This window comes from Neptunitalea lumnitzerae (assembly GCF_027924185.1).
Lineage (GTDB): Bacteria > Bacteroidota > Bacteroidia > Flavobacteriales > Flavobacteriaceae > Neptunitalea > Neptunitalea lumnitzerae.
The window spans coordinates 1,411,833-1,430,547 of record NZ_BRVO01000001.1; the positions used below are offsets into that span (position 1 = coordinate 1,411,833).

At 33.8% G+C, this 18,715-nt stretch carries 21 protein-coding genes; 12 read left to right on the forward strand and 9 right to left on the reverse strand.

What is annotated here, in order from left to right:
- Genes Y10_RS06265 through Y10_RS06275 form a run of 3 tightly spaced genes read right to left on the reverse strand, consistent with a single transcriptional unit; the run spans window position 1 to window position 2,184 of the window.
- Window positions 1–366 (reverse strand): cupin domain-containing protein, encoded by a 366-nt coding sequence (locus Y10_RS06265; protein ID WP_281764505.1) that lies wholly within the window; start codon window positions 364–366, stop codon window positions 1–3.
- Between the two features lie 24 nt (window positions 367–390).
- Window positions 391–1,614, reverse strand: a complete 1,224-nt coding sequence (locus tag Y10_RS06270) for an ATP-binding cassette domain-containing protein (RefSeq protein ID WP_281764506.1) — start codon at window positions 1,612–1,614, stop codon at window positions 391–393.
- A gap of 3 nt (window positions 1,615–1,617) precedes the next feature.
- A complete protein-coding gene (locus tag Y10_RS06275) occupies window positions 1,618–2,184 on the reverse strand; it encodes a hypothetical protein (protein WP_281764507.1) in 567 nt (188 codons plus the stop codon).
- 208 nt (window positions 2,185–2,392) lie between these two features.
- Between Y10_RS06275 and Y10_RS06280 the strand changes: the two genes are divergently transcribed.
- Together Y10_RS06280 and Y10_RS06285 are read left to right on the forward strand one after the other, a co-directional pair.
- On the forward strand, window positions 2,393–3,025 hold the full coding sequence (locus Y10_RS06280) for a 7-carboxy-7-deazaguanine synthase QueE (RefSeq protein WP_281764508.1): 633 nt from the start codon (window positions 2,393–2,395) through the stop codon (window positions 3,023–3,025).
- An 81-nt stretch (window positions 3,026–3,106) separates the two neighbouring features.
- The gene (locus Y10_RS06285) at window positions 3,107–3,532 is read left to right on the forward strand and encodes a DUF2059 domain-containing protein (RefSeq protein ID WP_281764509.1); all 426 of its coding nucleotides are present in this window, start codon (window positions 3,107–3,109) and stop codon (window positions 3,530–3,532) included.
- Between the two features lie 6 nt (window positions 3,533–3,538).
- Here the strand turns inward: Y10_RS06285 and Y10_RS06290 are convergent, their stop codons facing one another.
- Window positions 3,539–4,249, reverse strand: a complete 711-nt coding sequence (locus Y10_RS06290) for a class I SAM-dependent methyltransferase (RefSeq protein ID WP_281764510.1) — start codon at window positions 4,247–4,249, stop codon at window positions 3,539–3,541.
- A gap of 51 nt (window positions 4,250–4,300) precedes the next feature.
- Between Y10_RS06290 and Y10_RS06295 the strand changes: the two genes are divergently transcribed.
- Window positions 4,301–4,798, forward strand: coding sequence for a YkgJ family cysteine cluster protein (locus Y10_RS06295; protein ID WP_281764511.1), 498 nt, complete (start codon window positions 4,301–4,303; stop codon window positions 4,796–4,798).
- A 97-nt stretch (window positions 4,799–4,895) separates the two neighbouring features.
- Window positions 4,896–5,684 carry a DUF1206 domain-containing protein gene (locus tag Y10_RS06300; RefSeq protein ID WP_281764512.1) on the forward strand — a complete coding sequence of 263 codons (789 nt, stop codon included), beginning with the start codon at window positions 4,896–4,898 and terminating at the stop codon, window positions 5,682–5,684.
- On the opposite strand, the gene Y10_RS06305 is transcribed toward Y10_RS06300, so the two are convergent.
- Window positions 5,681–6,937 carry an exo-beta-N-acetylmuramidase NamZ family protein gene (locus tag Y10_RS06305; RefSeq protein WP_281764513.1) on the reverse strand — a complete coding sequence of 419 codons (1,257 nt, stop codon included), beginning with the start codon at window positions 6,935–6,937 and terminating at the stop codon, window positions 5,681–5,683. The genes Y10_RS06300 and Y10_RS06305 overlap by 4 nt on opposite strands.
- A 5-nt stretch (window positions 6,938–6,942) precedes the next feature.
- Here Y10_RS06305 and Y10_RS06310 point away from each other — a divergent pair, with 5 nt between their 5' ends.
- The 6 genes from Y10_RS06310 (at window position 6,943) to Y10_RS06335 (ending at window position 12,117) form a co-directional block, all read left to right on the forward strand.
- Window positions 6,943–8,178 carry an ABC transporter permease gene (locus tag Y10_RS06310; protein ID WP_281764514.1) on the forward strand — a complete coding sequence of 412 codons (1,236 nt, stop codon included), beginning with the start codon at window positions 6,943–6,945 and terminating at the stop codon, window positions 8,176–8,178.
- A 106-nt stretch (window positions 8,179–8,284) separates the two neighbouring features.
- On the forward strand, window positions 8,285–9,643 hold the full coding sequence (locus tag Y10_RS06315) for a pyridoxal-phosphate dependent enzyme (protein ID WP_281764515.1): 1,359 nt from the start codon (window positions 8,285–8,287) through the stop codon (window positions 9,641–9,643).
- A 157-nt stretch (window positions 9,644–9,800) separates the two neighbouring features.
- Window positions 9,801–10,043 carry a hypothetical protein gene (locus Y10_RS06320; RefSeq protein WP_281764516.1) on the forward strand — a complete coding sequence of 81 codons (243 nt, stop codon included), beginning with the start codon at window positions 9,801–9,803 and terminating at the stop codon, window positions 10,041–10,043.
- Window positions 10,044–10,217: 174 nt separating this feature from the next.
- Complete coding sequence (locus tag Y10_RS06325) at window positions 10,218–10,823, forward strand: DUF6705 family protein (RefSeq protein ID WP_281764517.1); 606 nt, start codon at window positions 10,218–10,220, stop codon at window positions 10,821–10,823.
- A gap of 32 nt (window positions 10,824–10,855) precedes the next feature.
- Entirely contained in the window at window positions 10,856–11,461 is a 606-nt protein-coding gene (locus Y10_RS06330) for a DUF6705 family protein (RefSeq protein ID WP_281764518.1), read from the forward strand.
- A 32-nt stretch (window positions 11,462–11,493) separates the two neighbouring features.
- Window positions 11,494–12,117 carry a DUF6705 family protein gene (locus tag Y10_RS06335; RefSeq protein ID WP_281764519.1) on the forward strand — a complete coding sequence of 208 codons (624 nt, stop codon included), beginning with the start codon at window positions 11,494–11,496 and terminating at the stop codon, window positions 12,115–12,117.
- 49 nt (window positions 12,118–12,166) lie between these two features.
- Here Y10_RS06335 and Y10_RS06340 read toward each other — a convergent pair whose 3' ends face one another.
- Entirely contained in the window at window positions 12,167–13,627 is a 1,461-nt protein-coding gene (locus Y10_RS06340; protein WP_281764520.1) for a potassium/proton antiporter, read from the reverse strand.
- A gap of 120 nt (window positions 13,628–13,747) precedes the next feature.
- Between Y10_RS06340 and hemN the strand changes: the two genes are divergently transcribed.
- Together hemN and Y10_RS06350 are read left to right on the forward strand one after the other, a co-directional pair.
- A complete protein-coding gene (gene hemN / locus Y10_RS06345) occupies window positions 13,748–15,112 on the forward strand; it encodes an oxygen-independent coproporphyrinogen III oxidase (RefSeq protein WP_281764521.1) in 1,365 nt (454 codons plus the stop codon).
- A 34-nt stretch (window positions 15,113–15,146) separates the two neighbouring features.
- Window positions 15,147–15,965 (forward strand): universal stress protein, encoded by an 819-nt coding sequence (locus Y10_RS06350; protein WP_281764522.1) that lies wholly within the window; start codon window positions 15,147–15,149, stop codon window positions 15,963–15,965.
- A 99-nt stretch (window positions 15,966–16,064) separates the two neighbouring features.
- Here the strand turns inward: Y10_RS06350 and Y10_RS06355 are convergent, their stop codons facing one another.
- From Y10_RS06355 to ccoG, 3 genes are all read right to left on the reverse strand, one after another.
- Window positions 16,065–16,766 (reverse strand): sulfite exporter TauE/SafE family protein, encoded by a 702-nt coding sequence (locus Y10_RS06355; protein ID WP_281764523.1) that lies wholly within the window; start codon window positions 16,764–16,766, stop codon window positions 16,065–16,067.
- Between the two features lies 1 nt (window position 16,767).
- Window positions 16,768–17,214 carry a FixH family protein gene (locus Y10_RS06360; protein ID WP_281764524.1) on the reverse strand — a complete coding sequence of 149 codons (447 nt, stop codon included), beginning with the start codon at window positions 17,212–17,214 and terminating at the stop codon, window positions 16,768–16,770.
- A 75-nt stretch (window positions 17,215–17,289) separates the two neighbouring features.
- Window positions 17,290–18,711 carry a cytochrome c oxidase accessory protein CcoG gene (gene ccoG, locus Y10_RS06365; RefSeq protein WP_281764525.1) on the reverse strand — a complete coding sequence of 474 codons (1,422 nt, stop codon included), beginning with the start codon at window positions 18,709–18,711 and terminating at the stop codon, window positions 17,290–17,292.
- Window positions 18,712–18,715: the final 4 nt, after the last annotated feature.

Sequence of the window (18,715 nt, forward strand, 5' to 3'; positions counted from 1 at the left end):
CTACGCTTCTTCTCTGTTTACAAGGTCTATAGAAAATGCAGGGGTACAAATAGCCAAGTATTCACAAGCTTCTTCAAACGGATTTGAATATTGAACTCTTGCATTCTTCTCAATTTTAATTGATTCACCTGCGTGTAAAACTACCACTTCATCATTGATAATAAATTGTTTTTTACCTTTTATTATATAGGTGTATTCATCAAACTCTGGTGTTTGAAAGGGTTCACTCCAACCTGGTGGCGCAACCATATGGGCTATGCTTATATTTTTGTTTCCATCAGTAGCATTCCCAAAATGTTCTTCAATTAATTTGCCATCGGTAGTAGGGACAATAAATGGAGTTTTTTGAATGGTATATTTTTTCATGCTCATACAAGTTTTAACTTCGGGTTAAATGCTGTTAATTATGTTGCCAATAGAACCTTCTGAGGTTTTTGTGAGTGTAAAGGTATGGTCTGGTGTTAAACCTTTTTCGGCTCTGTGGGATACATATAAAATGGTGGTATTACTTTCAGCTGCTATCTTATTGATAAAGGTAACCAAAAGATTTGCATTATGATCATCTAAACCCGTAGTAGGTTCATCTAATATTAGTAATAACGGATGCTTTACCATTGCTCTGGCAATCATAATCATGCGTTGAGCTCCTAAAGGTAAATTTCTGAATAGCGTATTTTTTTGATTTTCCATACCTAAAACGTTCAGCCATTGAGCAGCTTTTTGTTTTTGTACATCGGTGGGTTTATTATATAAACCAATAGCATCAAAAAAACCTCCAATAATCATTTGCTCAGCTGTATATCTGCCTTTAAATTGTTGGGTTAGGTTGGTTGTAAAATAACCAATGCTTTTTTTAACATCCCATACGCTTTCACCGGTTCCTTTTCTTTTACCAAATATATATAGTTCTTGGCCGTACCCCTTAACGTTGTCTCCGGTAATCATACTTAGAAGGGTAGTTTTACCAGATCCGTTGGGGCCTGTTAGTTGCCAAAATTCACCTGGTTTAATATTCCAAGTAATATTATTTAAAATGGGTTTATCTTGGTAGGTAACATTGATGTTTTTGCATTGTATAAGGTAGTTGTACCCGTACTCTTGTGGTTCTATGGGAGTAGGTATTGCAATGTCTTTAACAATGGTGTTAGCTGTATTGTTGTTAGTATAGGCTACAAGCGTGTTGTTGGTAGCTGAATATTTTTGTTTTATAAACTTTGGTATGTCCGTTGTTCTACTAAGAATAAGTATTAATTGAATAGTAGTAGCAATAGTTTCTAATCTGTTTGATAATTCTTTTTGAGCTTGAATATCTAAATGGTCAAAAGGATTATCTAAAATTAATACGGCTGGTTGTGCTGCAATAAGATAGTTGAGTAATGCTTTCTTTTGCTCACCACCCGATAAGGTTTTTATGGGTTGGTTACTTGTGCCAAAAACATTGCGCTCATGTATTTCTTCTTCTTGTATAAATGCCTCTAAAACTTTAGGAGAAAAAATACGGATTTGCTGACTGGTGTCTAATGATAACTGAGGAAATTCGTTTGACTGAATTTTTTCTATTAATACGTTTGTATTACAGCTATTGTCGTGTATAATTAGAATACCCTGTTTCATACATTAGTTCCAACTTATCATAAAATATTTAATAGGAGTATCACTCGGTATATCTTCTGCAGTAATGTCAACTGAGGAATTATTTTTGAATTTAGAATCCAACATTTTTTTGTCAATGGTAAAGTATACATCTAATTCATTAATGGAAATAATGACACTGTTCCAAGTGTTTTGTATACTGCTAATGGTGTAGTTTTTGGTAATATCGCCAAAAGTACTTTTAGTAGAAATACCAGCTTTGGTGTGGTATAAATCACTAATTATTCTAATATTACTTATGGTTTTAATGCTATCTTGAGAAGGGGTGATTTCCATAAGCGGGTTACCTTCTTTAGTAAAAATATGATAACGCTCTGTGCTAGCATAACGTAATTCCCCCTCATAAGCACTCTCAGAAATTGAGTCTTTTTGAAAAATAGTATCTAATTGAGAAATTCTTGTAGAAGGCGTAAGTAAGCCTATACCTTCTTTTGTAATTAGAAAAGGTTTTTCTTTATCACTAGTACAGCTCAGAACTACTGTTATAGACAAAGTTAGTATAAGCGCAATTTTATATAAGGATGATTTCATTGATAGTATATATTTCTATAAAAGCTATTAAGAAGTGCAAACTATTGTATATACACATTCTAATAGAGTTATTGGGTAAAATTATGGTATATTTTATGAAAAGAAAATCATTACCCTATAAATTAATAAAGTTTTATAAGTTGTAAAAGTTTCTTGAGCTTTATCTTATATTTAATAGTTTTATAGTTAGTATCTTTGCCAGATGAAAATGAGTAAAGAAGAATTAATGGGTTTGGTAAATCAGGGGTTATGGTTGCCGCTGATGGAAGAGTTTTACACCATTCAAGGAGAAGGATATTATAAAGGAACTGCTGCTTATTTTATTAGAGTTGGTGGTTGTGATGTTGGTTGTCACTGGTGTGATGTTAAAGAAAGTTGGAATGCAGAATTACACCCGCCTACAGAAATAACTCAAATTGTAGATAACGCAGTTAAATATTCAGATACTATTGTTATTACTGGTGGTGAGCCTTTAACCTGGGACATGGGGCCATTAACTAAACAGTTAAAAGAAAAAGGAGTCAAAACCCATATAGAAACTTCTGGAGCTTATGAGTTATCTGGTGAATGGGATTGGGTGTGCTTGTCTCCAAAAAAAATAAAATTACCTACAGATAGTGTTTATCAAGTTGCAGATGAGTTAAAAGTAATTATTTACAATCATCACGATTTTAAGTTTGCAGAAGAGCAAGCTGCTAAAGTAGGTGAAAATTGTATTTTATATATGCAACCAGAATGGAGTAAAAGAGAGGAAATGATTCCGCACATTGTACAGTATGTTATGGACAATCCGAAGTGGAAGGTTTCTTTACAAACTCACAAATATTTAAACATTCCGTAACAAATTAAAAAAAAATGTTATTAGTTACTTAATATTGGTAGAAAGTTTTATTTTTACCTAAACTACTAATCCATACTACTTATGAAAAAAATTATTTTTGTTCTTATAGCGTTCGTTAGTTTACAACTTAGTGCTCAATCATCTGCTAAATCAAAAGCTATTGAGTTATTTAAAGCTAACGGAAAAGCTAGTCATTACACCGATTTATTCTTAGAGAACGGTGGAGCTTCTGAAACAGATGCTAAAATTGCTGCAGTGTTAGAAGATATAGCTGGGGTATATGCTATGTATTTAAACGAACAAGATTTACAAACCATGATTGATTTTTATAAAACAGAGGTTGGTCAAAGAGTTGCAAATGGTCTTTCTAGAACTGATGAAGAAGCTGTTGCGGCTTACGGGGAGTTTTCTAGAACAGAGGCTATGAGTAAGTTTTTAAAAAATGCTAAAAACATTGGCGTTAAAGAAGCAGAAATTAGAGATGCTTGGATAGCGTCATTAAAATAAATAAAATTATAAGGTGAGTTTGGCTAAATAGTCATAATGCTCTCCTTCCATAATACAAGTACACGAAAGGCCGCAATAGTTTGCGGCTTTTTTTAATGTAGTAAAGTCTACATACATCCAATCAAAAGCTGGTTCTGTTTCTCCTTTGTATTTTACAATATAGTCTACTTCTCCGTAGTATGATTTATCTGCGGGTATCCAAACGCCACCATCTTCATCATCGTCAAACATATATATAATATCAGAAGAGTCTAATAGTATTTGACCTCCCGGAGCTAAAATAGATTTTAGCTTTTCTAAAAATGCACCTAATTTTTCTAGCTTCCCACACATACCAGCACCATTCATTAAAAGTAAAATGGTGTCGTACTTTTCAGTACTGTCTAGTGTCATTACATCTAAATTTCTAGCGTCTTTAACACCTCTTAATTCACAGGCTCTAATGGCATTCGGAGAAATATCTACAGCAGTAACCTCTAATTCTTTAGTGTCTTGCAAATACAAAGCATGGCTACCAGCACCACAACCTATGTCTAATACTTTTCCTTTTGCAAGGGTTAGTGCTTTTCTTTCTAGCTTAGGCATATCTTTAAACGACCTGAATAAATAAGGTAGCGGTAAATCGTCTTCTTCAGAAATAGAAGTTTCCGTTTTAATGTCTTCTGTATAGTTACCTAGTTGATAATCTAAAATTGCTTTGCCAAAAAGATCTTTCATATTTAGAAATATAAATTATAATTAAGACTTTTGCTATGTAGAATATATATTATGGTAAAGCCTACATTAGAACAGTTGCCTCAATTGGCCAAAGATAAACATAACGAGAATAAGAAGTACTTTGCAAAGCTTAAAAAAAAGCCGCCAAAGAATTTAGATTATGTAATGCAAGAGTTACATGATGAAGAGTTTGAGCGAACCGACTGTTTGTCTTGTGCTAACTGTTGTAAAACTACAGGCCCTTTATTTACCAATGCTGATATTGAACGTATAGCTAAACATTTAAAGTTAAAACCCCAACAGTTTATAGAGCAGTATTTAAGGGTAGATGAAGATAATGACCATGTACTACAGTCTGTGCCTTGTACTTTTTTAGCAGCCGATAATTATTGTATGATTTATGAAGTACGACCAAAGGCCTGCAGAGAGTATCCGCATACCGATAGAAAGAAGTTTCAGCAAATAACCAATCTTACCCTAAAAAATACACATATTTGTCCGGCTGCATTTAATATAGTGGAGGCAATGAAACAGAAAATTAAACTTTAGCTTTAACGTTTGTATAACATATTGATGTTTAATTATTTAAACTTTTTATAATAGATTGGAAACTAGCATAATATGTTTTTATTTTTAAATAAAAACTATGATCTCAAAATCCAATCTTTGTACTATTGCCAAGGCGGGTATGGCGTCTAAAGGGGTAGTCTATTTTATCACAGGAGCGTTAACTTGTCTGGCGGCTTTTAATTTAGGAGGCAAAAAAGCTGGCAAATCAGACGCCTTATCATTTATAGATAACCAAGCTTTTGGTAATGTTTTACTACTCATTTTAGCGGTAGGATTATTTTGTTATGTATTCTGGCGAGGTATTCAGGCTATTCAAGACCCAGAAAATATAGGAAGTGATAAAAAAGGAAAAGTAAAAAGAGCAGCCTTTTTTGTAAGTGCTGTTATCTATGGTGCTTTAGCAGTTTCAGCCGTTATGAGAGTGGTAAGCAATAGTAGCGGAGGCTCAGGCTCTAAACCTGGAAGCTCTTTGCTAACGGGCGATGTTGGAGTGGTATTGTTTTTTATAATTGGACTTTCTATTATAGGTGCAGCGGTGAATCAGTTTCATAAAGTATATACCAAGAAATTTTTAGAAAAATTCAACTATAAATCAATTACAGATAGCTCTAAAAGAAAAGTTATAAAAAATACCGGTATGGCCGGATTATCCTCTAGAGGGATATTGTTTCTAATTTTAGGATATTTCTTTATTAGAGCTGCTATAGAATCTAATACCAACAATATAAAAAATACCAAGGATGCCTTTTCATTTTTAGAAAACTCATCTTATGGTTCAATTCTATTAGGGGTCGTAGCTGCGGGGTTAGTCTGCTACAGTATTTATATGTTTATGATGTCTAGATACCGAAAGTTTGATTTCTAGTCTTCATATATTACATACTGCTTACGTATGGTTTTAAAAGTATCAAGGTCTTTTTGCCAGCTTTCTCTAATGGATGTTTCAGAAAGTCCTTGTGCTATTTGCTGCTGTAGTTTTTTGGTACCCGCTAATTTGGTAAAGAAAGAGATAAAAAAATCAGATTTATTATCAGCTATCTTATAGGCGTTCAAAAGCCATTTCAATTCTAGTTTGTTTAGGCGTTTTGTAGCACTTAGGTTGTACCCATGGCAAAGCGTACCATTATATTTTGGGTTTTTAGCTCCTTCATTAGGGGCGGGAGTAAAACTAAAATCGGTTTCAGGGAAAAATGGTGCTCCATATAATTGGAACTGTAAATTAGTTCCCCTACCCACACTAACATTAGTGCCTTCAAAAAAGCAAAGGCTAGGGTATAATGCTATGGCATTATCATTAGGTAAATTAGGTGATGGTTTTACAGGTAAACTATAAAAAGATTGGTGTGTATAATTTTTGCATGGTATTACCGTAAGCTGGCATTGTATATCATTGTTTAACCATTTTTCACCGTTAATCATTTTGCCATATTCACCTATCGTCATTCCGTATAATACAGGTACAGGGTGCATACCTACAAAGCTTTTGTTTTCTTTTTCTAACAAAGGGCCGTCAATAATGTGTGCATTCGGGTTAGGTCTGTCTAAAACAATTAACGGTATATTATTTTCTGCACAGGCTTCCATTACATAATGTAGGGTAGAGATATAGGTGTAAAATCTGGCACCTACATCTTGTAAGTCAAAAACAAGTACATCTAAACCCTTTAGTTGCTCACTTTTAGGTTTTTTATTATTTCCATATAGCGATATAATTGGGAGCCCGGTTTTCACATCTTTACCATCTTTTAAATGCTCACCTGCATCGGCAGTACCTCTAAAGCCATGTTCTGGAGCAAATATTTTAGTAATGTTTATGTTTTTCTGAATAAGAAAATCAACTAAATGAATGGTTTCGGTAGTAGTTAAGGTTGCACCACCAATATTTTGTTCTTTGGTGGTTTGCAATATACCTGTTTGGTTGGTAACAATGCCTACTTTTTTATTACTCAATTGTGCTAGATAAGCTTCTGTGTTTTCTGCTCCGGTTATAATTGGGGGAGTAGCTATTGGTTTATTATGGGTTGGCGCTTTTTCGTTGGCTGCGTTATTGTTTCCGCACGAAAAAAGTAGTATGACCAATAATAAAAATGTATTTTTGAAACTTAATTGAGAAATCATATAGCTTGAATTTTGAATATTTTATAGCAAAGCGTATTGCTACTGCTAAAGAAGATAAAAATAGTATATCGGCATCAATAATAAAAATAGCTATTGTAGCTATTGCTATTAGTTTGGTGATGATGTTGGTTGCTATAGCTACTGGTTTTGGACTTCAGCAAAAAATTAGAGAAAAAGTAGCTGCCTTTAATGGTCATATTCAGATATATAACTACGATTCTAACCAATCGGATGTATCTGTAACTCCCATTTCTATCAATCAAAAGTTTTATCCAGATTTTAAAGAGGTACCTAATGTAAAGCACATTCAGGCGGTAGCTGGTAAGGGTGGTATTATTAGAACAGCTAAAACTTTTGAAGGTGTTATTGCTAAAGGTGTAGGGAAAGACTATGATTGGGAATATATGGACGACTTCCTAGTAGAAGGTGTGCTACCTGATTACTCTGGTGATAGAAATGAAGATATTTTAATGTCGTCTTACATGGCTAATAGGCTAGAGGTAAAAGTAGGCGATGAGGTAAGAGCTTTCTTTTTAAAGAATGATGGAGGCGATATACCAAACCAAATGAAATTGCATATTGTAGGTTTGTACGATAGCAGTTTTCAGGAGTTTGATGCTTCTTATATCATTATGGACTTACGCCATATTCAACGTATGAATAAATGGAGTGAAGACCAAATAGGTGGCTTTGAGGTGTTTGTAGATGATTTTGATCAAATTCAAGAAACAGGTGATGTTATTTATAATTCTATTTCGTCTGATTTAAACTCGCAAACCATTTTAGAGAAATACATTTTTATTTTTGATTGGATCTCTTATTTCGATTTTAATATTGTGCTTATTATTGGGATCATGATACTTGTTGGTGGTATTAATATGATAACCGCTTTGCTAGTTTTAGTGCTAGACAGAACTCCTATGATTGGTATATTAAAAGCAGTTGGTAATAGTAACTGGAGTATTCGGAAAATATTCTTATACAATGCTGCTTATTTAATTGGTAAAGGACTCTTATGGGGTAACCTTATTGGTATTGGTTTGTTATTATTACAACAACAATTTGGGTTGGTAAAATTAGACGCTACTACATATTACGTAACTGAGGCACCGGTATATTTAAATCCGGTACATATTTTATTGTTGAATGCCGGGGTATTATTGGTTTGTTTGTTAATGCTTGTAATACCTTCTTATATTATTACAAGAATAGCCCCAGTGAAAGCTATTAAGTTTGAGTAAAGAGAGTTTTTTTGAGTTTGTATGAATAAACTTATCTTTACTGCAATAACTATATTTACATATAGGGCTACTGAAAGCCTATTTACACTTGAACATTGATAACGCTATGAAATACGCTAAAAATATATTAGAAACTATTGGAAATACTCCATTAGTAAAAATTAATAAACTTACAGAAGATTGTAATGCTACAATACTTGCTAAGGTAGAAACATTTAACCCGGGGAACTCTGTAAAAGACAGAATGGCGGTAAAAATGATAGAAGATGCCGAGGCAGATGGTAGGCTACAACCAGGAGGTACTATTATAGAGGGTACCAGTGGTAACACCGGTATGGGGTTAGCATTAGGTGCTATTATTAAAGGGTATAAACTAGTTTGTGTAATTAGTGATAAGCAATCTAAAGAGAAAATAGATATTTTAAGAGCTGTTGGGGCAGAGGTAATTGTTTGTCCTACAAACGTAGAGCCATCAGACCCGCGTTCTTATTATTCGGTTTCTAAAAGATTGGCAGAAGAAACGCCTAACGCTTGGTATGTAAACCAATATGATAATCCTTCAAACTCTCTTGCGCATTATGAGCAAACCGGACCCGAAATTTGGGAACAAACGGAAGGTAAAATAACGCATTTTGTGGTAGGTGTAGGTACAGGTGGTACCATCTCGGGAGTTGGTAAATACTTGAAAGAGAAAAATCCGAATATTAAAATTTGGGGTATTGATACTTACGGTTCAGTATTTAAGAAATATCATGAAACTGGTGAGTTTGATGAAAATGAAATTTATCCTTACATAACAGAAGGTATTGGGGAAGATATTTTGCCTAAAAATGTAGACTTTAGCATTATTGATGGTTTTACTAAAGTAACTGATAAAGATGCTGCCGTATATACCAGAAAGCTGGCAAAAGAAGAAGGTATTTTTGTAGGGAACTCAGCAGGCGCTGCTATTAAAGGTTTGTTGCAATTAAAAGAACATTTTACCAAAGATGATGTAGTGGTTGTACTGTTTCATGACTCTGGTAGCCGTTATGTAGCTAAAATGTTTAATGATGATTGGATGCGTGAAAGAGGCTTTTTAGATGTAGAAGTAACCAAAGCAGAAGACCTGATAGAAAATCATATTAGTCAGCCTTTAGTTACCTTGAAAACAGAAGAATTAGTTTCGCATGCTATTGAACGCATGAAGAAATATAAAATATCTCAGATACCGGTAGAAGATGTAAATGGTTTTGTAGGTTCAGTAAACGAATCTGATTTGCTAATGGCATATATTTCTGATAGAAAAATGTCTGATTTACCAGTGAAAGAGGTTATGGGAGCTCCGTTCCCAATTGTTGCTAAAGATACTCCGGTAGCAAAGTTATCAAAGTTAATTACTAGAGAAAACGATGCGGTGCTGGTAGATTTAGGAAACGATACTTACCATATTATTACCAAGCACGATATTATAAGCGCTATTTAAAATAATTAATAAAATAAGAACACTAACATTAATTATTGTGCTACTTTTTAGTGCAGTAGGCACTATAAGTGCACAAAGTAACGTTAACCATAGACAGGAGATAACGGAAATTACAACCCAAATAAAAGGTACGTGGGTAAGTGAGGAATATAGCTAGGTGAAAATTGTGATAGGAGATACCAACTATGATGATTACTATAGTAAAGTGCTTTCTGAAAGTAGTAATTATACCATAACAAGTACTTGTGGAGAGGAAACAGCTATTACAAATAAGTATTTTTTGAAGGTTGTAGATGAAAGTGGAGCTATCTTATGTTATGATATTATGGGGCTCAATGATGAGGTACTATCTGTAAGATCAATGATTAGCGGTAAAATTTTTGTTTTTAACAGACAATAGCTTTAGTAGTACTAGGATTGAAAGATATGGGACAGAGAATTGATATCATAAATAAGACTTTTGTTTTAGTACCCTTCATGAAATCCCTTATGATGATTCTGATTATTTAATTCCAGAGAATTTGGTGTTGAATAAGTTATAAAGGTATTGGGCGCACTTTTAAAATCAATCATAATGAGAATAATAGTATTGATAATTGTATTTTTTAGTGTACTAGGTAATAGTTACTCGCAGGTTCTAGGTGAACCGGAGATAATTGTACCAATAGAAAATCAGGTAGACTTTTACCATAATCCGATTGAAGATCTTTTATATTATAAGGATGTAAATAATCTTTTAGATAAGTTTATTGGTACCTGGGAGGTTAATGATGGGGTAAATTATTTAAAAATAAGTATTGCCAAGCATGAGCATTTAGCCATGGGGAATAAATGGTTTAAAAACAATGATTTTGAAGATAAATTGATTTTAACAATCGTATCTTTTAAATTAAATGGGGTAGTTAAGTATACTAACGAGGCAGGTATAGGAGGTAACTTTGTGAGCACGGAAAATTTAAATGCAGTAAAACTTCTCTATCGTGAACCATCATTAACAAGTTGTTTTCGTAAGAAGTCAGGAAATTTAACATTGGAAGTTATACAGAATGGTTCTACGGTACAACTTGCGTGGACACGTGTAAATTTTGTTGTAGAAGGCGGGGGAGAATGCTCTGATAGCACACCTTATGATGATTCCGATTTTTTAATTCCGGATCATTTGGTGTTGAATAAGTTATAAAGGTATTGGGCGCACTTTTAAAATCAATCAAAATGAGAATAATAATATTGATAATTGTATTTTTTAGTGTACTAGGTAATAGTTACTCGCAGGTTCTAGGTGAACCGGAGATAATTGTACCAATAGAAAATCAGGTAGACTTTTACCATAATCCGATTGAAGATCTTTTATATTATAAGGATGTAAATAATCTTTTAGATAAGTTTGTTGGTACCTGGGAGGTTAATGATGGGGTAAATTATTTAAAAATAAGTATTGCCAAGCATGAGCATTTAGCCATGGGGAATAAATGGTTTAAAAACAATGATTTTGAAGATAAATTGATTTTAACAATCGTATCTTTTAAATTAAATGGGGTAGTTAAGTATACTAACGAAGCAGGTATAGGAGGTAACTTTGTGAGCACTGAAAATTTAAATGCAGTTGAACTTAATTATAAAGAACCATCGTTAACGAGTTGTTTTCGTAGGAAGTCAGGAAATTTAACATTGGAAGTTATACAGAATGGTTCTACGGTACAACTTACTTGGACACGTGTAAATATGGTTTATGAGACGATAACTACGTGTGCTGACGGAACACCTAATGATGATTCTGATTATTTAATTCCGGAGAATTTGGTATTGAATAAGCTATAAAGGTATTGGGCGCACTTTTAAAATCAATCAAAATGAGAATAATAATATTGATAATCGTATTTTTTAGTGTATTAGGTAATAGTTACTCGCAGGTTACAGGTGAACGTGAGGTTCTAGGTGAACCGGAGATAATTGTACCAATAGAAAATCAGGTAGACTTTTACGATAGTCCGATTGAAGATCTTTTATACTATAAGGATGTAAATAATCTTTTAGATAAGTTTGTTGGTGTCTGGGAGGTTAATGATGGGGTAAATTATTTAAAAATAAGTATTGCCAAGCATGAGCATTTAGCCATGGGGAATAAATGGTTTAAAAACAATGATTTTGAAGATAAATTGATTTTAACAATCGTTTCTTTTAAGTTAAATGGGGTAGTTAAGTATACTAACGAAGCAGGTATAGGAGGTAACTTTGTGACCACTGAAAATTTAAATGCAGTTGAACTTCACTATAGTGAACCATCATTAACAAGTTGTTCTCGTAAGAAGTCAGGAAATTTAACATTGGAAGTTATACAGAATGGTTCTACGGTACAACTTACGTGGACACGTGTAAATATGGTTTATGAGAAAATAAATACATGTGCTGACGGAACACTTAAGGATGATTCCGATTTTTTAATTCCAGAGAATTTGGTATTGAATAAGCTATAAAGGTATTGGGCGCACTTTTAAGGTGCGCCATTTTTTTTATTAAAAAAAACTAAACATCTAATACTTTAAAAACGGCCTGTAAATCTTTTTCAGAAGGAGCCATAATCATTAGCTTATCTTCTTTTTCTATAACGGTGGTACCATTAGGGGTAAAGTATTTACCGTTTCTTTGAATCATTACAATTAAAGATGTTTTAGGTAATTGTATATTGGTAACAGCCTTGCCTATTACCGGGTTGTTTTCGTCTATACTTATTTCTACCAATTCGGTATCTACATTTTCAGATAGTTCTATATCTACCGGTGTACGTACTTTTTGGTTTTGTGGTAAAGCAACTTTAAGCCATTTAGAAACAGCAGATAATGAAGTACCTTGTATAAGTACCGAGGTAAGCGAAATAAAAAATACAATATTAAATATAATATCAGAACGGTCTACTTTAGCCACTAAGGCGTATGTTGCAAATACAATGGGAGAGGCACCACGCAAACCTACCCACGATATGAATAGCATATTTTTAAATTTCACCTTAAAAAATGCTAAGCTAATAAATACACTTAAGGGGCGTGCAATAAAAATTAAAAAGGCAGAAATAAACAATCCAACATGAATTACAGGGGGTATTCTACTGGGGAAAACCAATAAACCTAATGTAAGGAACAAGATAATTTGCATTAACCAAGCATACCCATCAAAAGCCTTAATAATTGTTTTTTTTCTAACAATGGTTTTGTTTCCTATAAACACTGCGGAAAGGTACACCGCTAAAAAGCCATTTCCTCCAACAGCATCGGTAACGGAATACGTAATAAACATTAAAGCCATGATTAAAATAGGGTATAGCCCTTCAAAATCGGGCTTAATTTTATTAATAGCTTTTACGTTTAGGTATCCAAAACCAAAGCCAGCTAAAGCACCAATAATTAACTGCCCAAAAAAGAAAGGTAATATCTCAGCAAAGCTTTTATCGGGTGTGGTAATAAGGTTTATAAGTACTATAGTAAGTACGTTTGCCATGGGGTCGTTACTACCACTTTCTAGCTCTAGCGTTGGTCTTAAATTATCTTTTAACGCTATGTTTTTAGAGCGTAATATAGAAAACACTGCCGCTGCATCTGTAGAAGATATAATGGCACCTACCAGTAAGCTTTCGTAAATAGCTAAGGGTGTAATATAATGCACAAAAACACCTACAGTCCCTGCGGTTATTAATACACCAAGCGTAGAAAGGGTTACTCCTTGCCACATTACAGGCTTAATAGACGTCCACCGGGTTTCTAACCCACCAGAAAACAAAATAAAATTAAAAGCAACTACCCCCACAAAACGGGCAAGTACCGGGTTGTCAAAATGAATACCTCCAATACCCTCAGAGCCAGCAACCATACCTATTAAAAGGAAGAATACCAATACGGGTACACCAAACCTATAACTGGTTTTACCAGCAATAATACTAACCAGTAGTAGCACAGATCCTACAAGTAATATGTTCTCAATACTAAGTGTCATGGGTTTTTTAATACATCTATGTAAAGATAAATAAAGGCAAATTGGTGCACTGTTAAAAACCTGATAATTGTCATGTTTTTTCAGTAATGCCTTAAATACCTTTGTTTTAAACAAAAGGATATGAGCAATTCTTTAATTCAGAAATATAACGTGGCTGGTCCACGCTACACTAGCTACCCTACAGTTCCGTATTGGAACCCTGACTCTTACAGTTATACAGGGTGGATAGAGAGTGTTAAAAAAGCCTTCGATGAAAGTAATACTTCCGAAGGTATTAGTTTGTATATACACCTGCCTTTTTGCGAAAGTATGTGTACGTTTTGTGGCTGTCATAAGCGTATTACAAAACGTCATGATGTAGAGCATCCGTACATAGAGGCTTTGTTGAAAGAGTGGAAGTTGTATGCACAATTACTAGGTGCTAAACCGCGTATTAAGGAAATTCACTTAGGGGGTGGAACTCCTACATTTTTCTCGCCAGAAAATTTAACCCGATTAATTAATGGGTTGTTTGAAGATGCAGAATTATGTGAGACGTATGAGTTTAGTTTTGAAGGGCATCCAAACAATACTACAAGAGAACATTTGCAGGCCCTGTATAATGTTGGTTTTAGAAGAGTAAGTTATGGGGTGCAAGATTATTCTAAAAAAGTACAAATAGCAATTAACAGAATTCAACCGTATGAACATGTTCAGCAAGCAACCGAAATGGCACGAGAAATTGGCTATACTTCTGTGGGGCACGATTTGGTTTTTGGACTGCCTTTTCAAACATTGGAAGATGTTATGGAAACAATTGGCAGTACCCAAAAATTAATGCCAGACCGCATTGCATTTTATAGCTACGCCCATGTACCATGGATAAAAGGTAATGGACAAAGAGGTTTTAAGGAGTCCGATTTACCCTCAGGAGAAGCAAAACGAGCTCTTTATGAACAAGGTAAGAAAAAGTTAGCCGAGATGGGATACATAGAAATAGGTATGGACCATTTTGCACTACCTTCGGATAATTTATACGAAGCCATGAAGCAAGAACGTATGCACCGTAACTTTATGGGGTACACTGCTTCAAAAACACAATTAATGATTGGTTTGGGCGTTTCTAGTATTAGCGATAGCTGGTATGGATTTGCTCAGAACGAGAAAAGCATTGAAAATTATTATCAATTATTAGAAAATGATACCATACCGGTATACCGTGGTCATTTATTATCGAAAGAAGATTTGGTAGTTCGTAAACATATTTTAAATTTGATGTGCAATTTTAAAACTTCCTGGGACGAATCTAAAATGTATTTTGACGATATTCCTGAAGTCCTGATAAAATTGACAGAGATGGAGCAGGACGGATTGTTACAAATCTCCTCAAATGGTATGGTGGTTACGGAAGAAGGGAAACCTTTTGTACGCAATGTGTGTATGGCGTTTGATTTGCATTTGCAACGTAAAATGCCAGAAACCAAATTATTTTCAATGACTATTTAAACTTTTTATACTTAAAACTTAAGCTATTAGCACTATGAACAAAATTATTATACCTGTAGATTTTTCTGAGCATTCTGAACATGCTTTATTTGCAGCGTCAGTTTTGGCAAAGAAAACCAATACCGAAATAGAGGTAGTACACATGCTTGAACTTTCTGAGGCGTTATTAAACAAATCAGAATCTCAACAACAAATGGAGGCTATCTACTATATGAGATTAGCGGAAAAGAAATTTGATGAATTTTTAGATAAAGATTACTTAAAAGGATTTAAAATTACTCCGGTAATTAAGCACTTTAAAGTATTTTCTGAATTAGCTGAAATGGCTAGTGATGCAGATCTTATTATTATGGGGTCTCACGGAACTTCTGGTGTAGAAGAATTCTTTATGGGGTCTAACACAGAGAAAGTTGTAAGAACTTCTGATGTACCTGTATTAGTGGTTAAAGATAGAGTAAACCTTGATATTGAAACTGTTGTTTTTGCTTGTGATCTTAAAGAAGAAAACATTGCTGCTTATAACAAAGCTCAAAAAATGTTTAATGCTATTGGGGCAAAAGTTCAGTTATTATACGTGAACTTACCTAACGATTATTTCTTAAGTACACATGAAATTAAAGAGTTAACAGATAAGTTTTTAGCTAAAACTGCTAAAGAACCAGATTTCCCTGTAGCTTATTATTCAGACTATACCGTAGAAGATGGTGTACTTAACTTTAGCAACACTATTAGTGCAGATGTTATTGCTATCCCTACTCACGGTAGAACTGGTATGGCGCACTTCTTTAATGGAAGTATAGGAGAAGATATTGCAAACCATGCATTATTACCTGTAGTAACTTTTAAAATCTAGTAGATTCTAGATTTACCACAATAAAGTAAAAAAGGATGTTCATTATAAACGAACATCCTTTTTTGTATATAAAAAACTGGTTAGCTAATTAAAATAATTTTAATGACAAGTAGGAGCTTCTTTTACCATAAGGTTCATGTTAGAGGGAGAAACGTAGGGAATACCTAGTCCTAAACCTCTTAAAATAAAGAATACTCCAATAATGGCTATAAATACAGGAACTAGTTTCTGTATTCTTTTGCGGGTGGTAACATTTAAAAAGTTACCCAAATAAGCAGCTACACTCATAAGGGGTAAAGTACCCATCCCAAACAATACCATATACAAACCGCTTTCTATAGGGTTTCCTAATGCCAAAGCACCAAAAACCGCCATATATACCAACCCACATGGTAGTAAACCATTTAATAAACCAATAGTAAATAAGGAAGAAAAGCTTCTTTTTTTAAACTGCTTTCCAAGAGCCGATTTAAGTTTGCTAATAAGTTTATAAATAGGTTGTGTAATACGTACCTTTTGTAATAGATGTTGCGGTGTTATAACTGTTAAAATCATAAGCACACCAACAAAAATAGATAGTTGTTGTTGGTAACCACTGAGGTAAAACCCTGTACCTAACATGCCAAAAATGGCACCAATGGTAGCATAGCTAATAAACCTACCTGTGTGATAACTTAAGATTTGTAAAAATTTTTTAACTTGGTTGTTACGGTCTAGCGGTAACATAAAGGCAATGGGTCCACACATACCTACGCAGTGAAAACTACCTAAGAAACCAAGTATGAACGCAGAGGCTAACATATTATAAAGAAATTTCTTTTTTAGATAAAAATGTTTCGCCGTTATAGGTCCATTCAACATTAATGTCCCATCGGCCGTCTTTTAAGCGATTGTTAGGTATGAGCAAATGTGAATCAGATAGTGAAATAGGGATTTCAAAATCCAAATGCTTATCAGACGGCCTATATAGGAACATTGTGCCTTTAACTTTAGTAAAGTCTATTTTTTCAGGAAAGGTTAATACTACCCCCTCTGTTGTTTCTTCAAATTGTACTTGCATGCCCAATACCTTAGCACGGGTTAATGCATTAATTTCTTTTTGGTATCCTAATTCTTTTTTATAGTAATCATCGGTTACCAAGTCATAGTTCAAATCGCTATCAGTAAGTGTACTAATAACAAAGTATAGAATAAAGCTCATAAAAGCTACGAAGGCTAAAAAAACGCCTGTACCCCAATTAAATTTCATACCTAACAATTTTAAAATTCACAATATATTTAGTTAATGAAGAAGCAATGTTGCTCTCATAGCTTCTTCAATTTTTTATTTAAAGCTCCTTGGCCCTAAGAAGGTAGTAGTAGTGGTTTCTATTAACTTACCTTTACTATAAACCGCAATTTTAAGCTTTGTTTTATCACCATCTAGTGTGTTTTGTTTTAGGTAAATTAATAAGGTACCTTTTACTAAACCACCTTTTGGTAACTCTAATGTATCTTTAGGAATAAGTTTTAATTCTCCTGCCTTGTTCATTAATTTCATAGTAACCTCATTAATATCTTCAGTGGTTTTATTAATTACTGAAAAATTAAATACGTTACTCAGTGTAGACTCATCTACGTGTTGGTATAACTGACCAGGCAATCTTAATACTTTAGCCTCTACATCATTTCTTAAGAATAATAGGCCTATAAGTACTGCTGTTAATATACCAAGTACAGCAGTGTACCCTTTCATTCTTGGAGTGAATTTGAATTTCTCTTTTTTAGAAATTTCATTTTCACTGGCGTATCTAATCAATCCTTTTGGTTTGTTAATACGTTCCATAATGGTATCGCACTCATCTATACAAGCGGTACAATTAATACACTCTAATTGCGTACCATTTCTAATATCTATCCCCGTTGGGCATACGTGTACACATTGCAAACAATCTATACAATCTCCATGTCCTAAGGCTTTTCTGTCTTCGTTCTTTCTAAACTTTTTACGTCCATTTTCTCCCTCACCTCTTTTATGATCGTATGCAACAATTATAGATTTATTATCTAATAATACACCTTGTAACCTACCATAAGGGCATGCTATAATACATACTTGCTCTCTAAACCAAGCAAAAATAAAGTAGAATACAGCGGTAAATATTAGCAGAGATATCAGGGTGCCAGTGTGGCTAAATGGTCCGTCTGTTATGTATTGTAAAAGAACGTCGCTACCTATTATATAGGCTAAAAATATATTAGCAATAAGAAAAGAGATGATAAAAAAGAGGATCCATTTTAATACACGTTTTCTAATTTTTTCAGCGTTCCATGGCTGATTATCTAATTTTCGTTGTGCATTTCTATCGCCATCAATCCAATACTCAATTCTTCTAAAAACCATTTCCATGAAAATGGTTTGTGGGCAAATCCAACCGCAAAATATTCTACCAAAAGCAACGGTAAACAGGGTGATAAAAACCACCCCGATTATCATTGATATAACGAACAGATAAAAATCTTGTGGCCAAAATGGAAAACCGAAAATATTAAACCTTCGTTCCAGTACATTGAATAGTAGAAATTGATTTCCGTTAATTTTTACAAATGGTGCGGCAAATAAGATAATAAGCAGTGCATAACTTACTAATTTTCTTTTGTCATAAAACGGACCACTTGGTTTTTTAGGATAAATCCATGAACGTTTCCCATCGTCGTTAATGGTACCTATCGAATCTCTGAACTTTTCATTATCTGGTGTTTCCACTTTA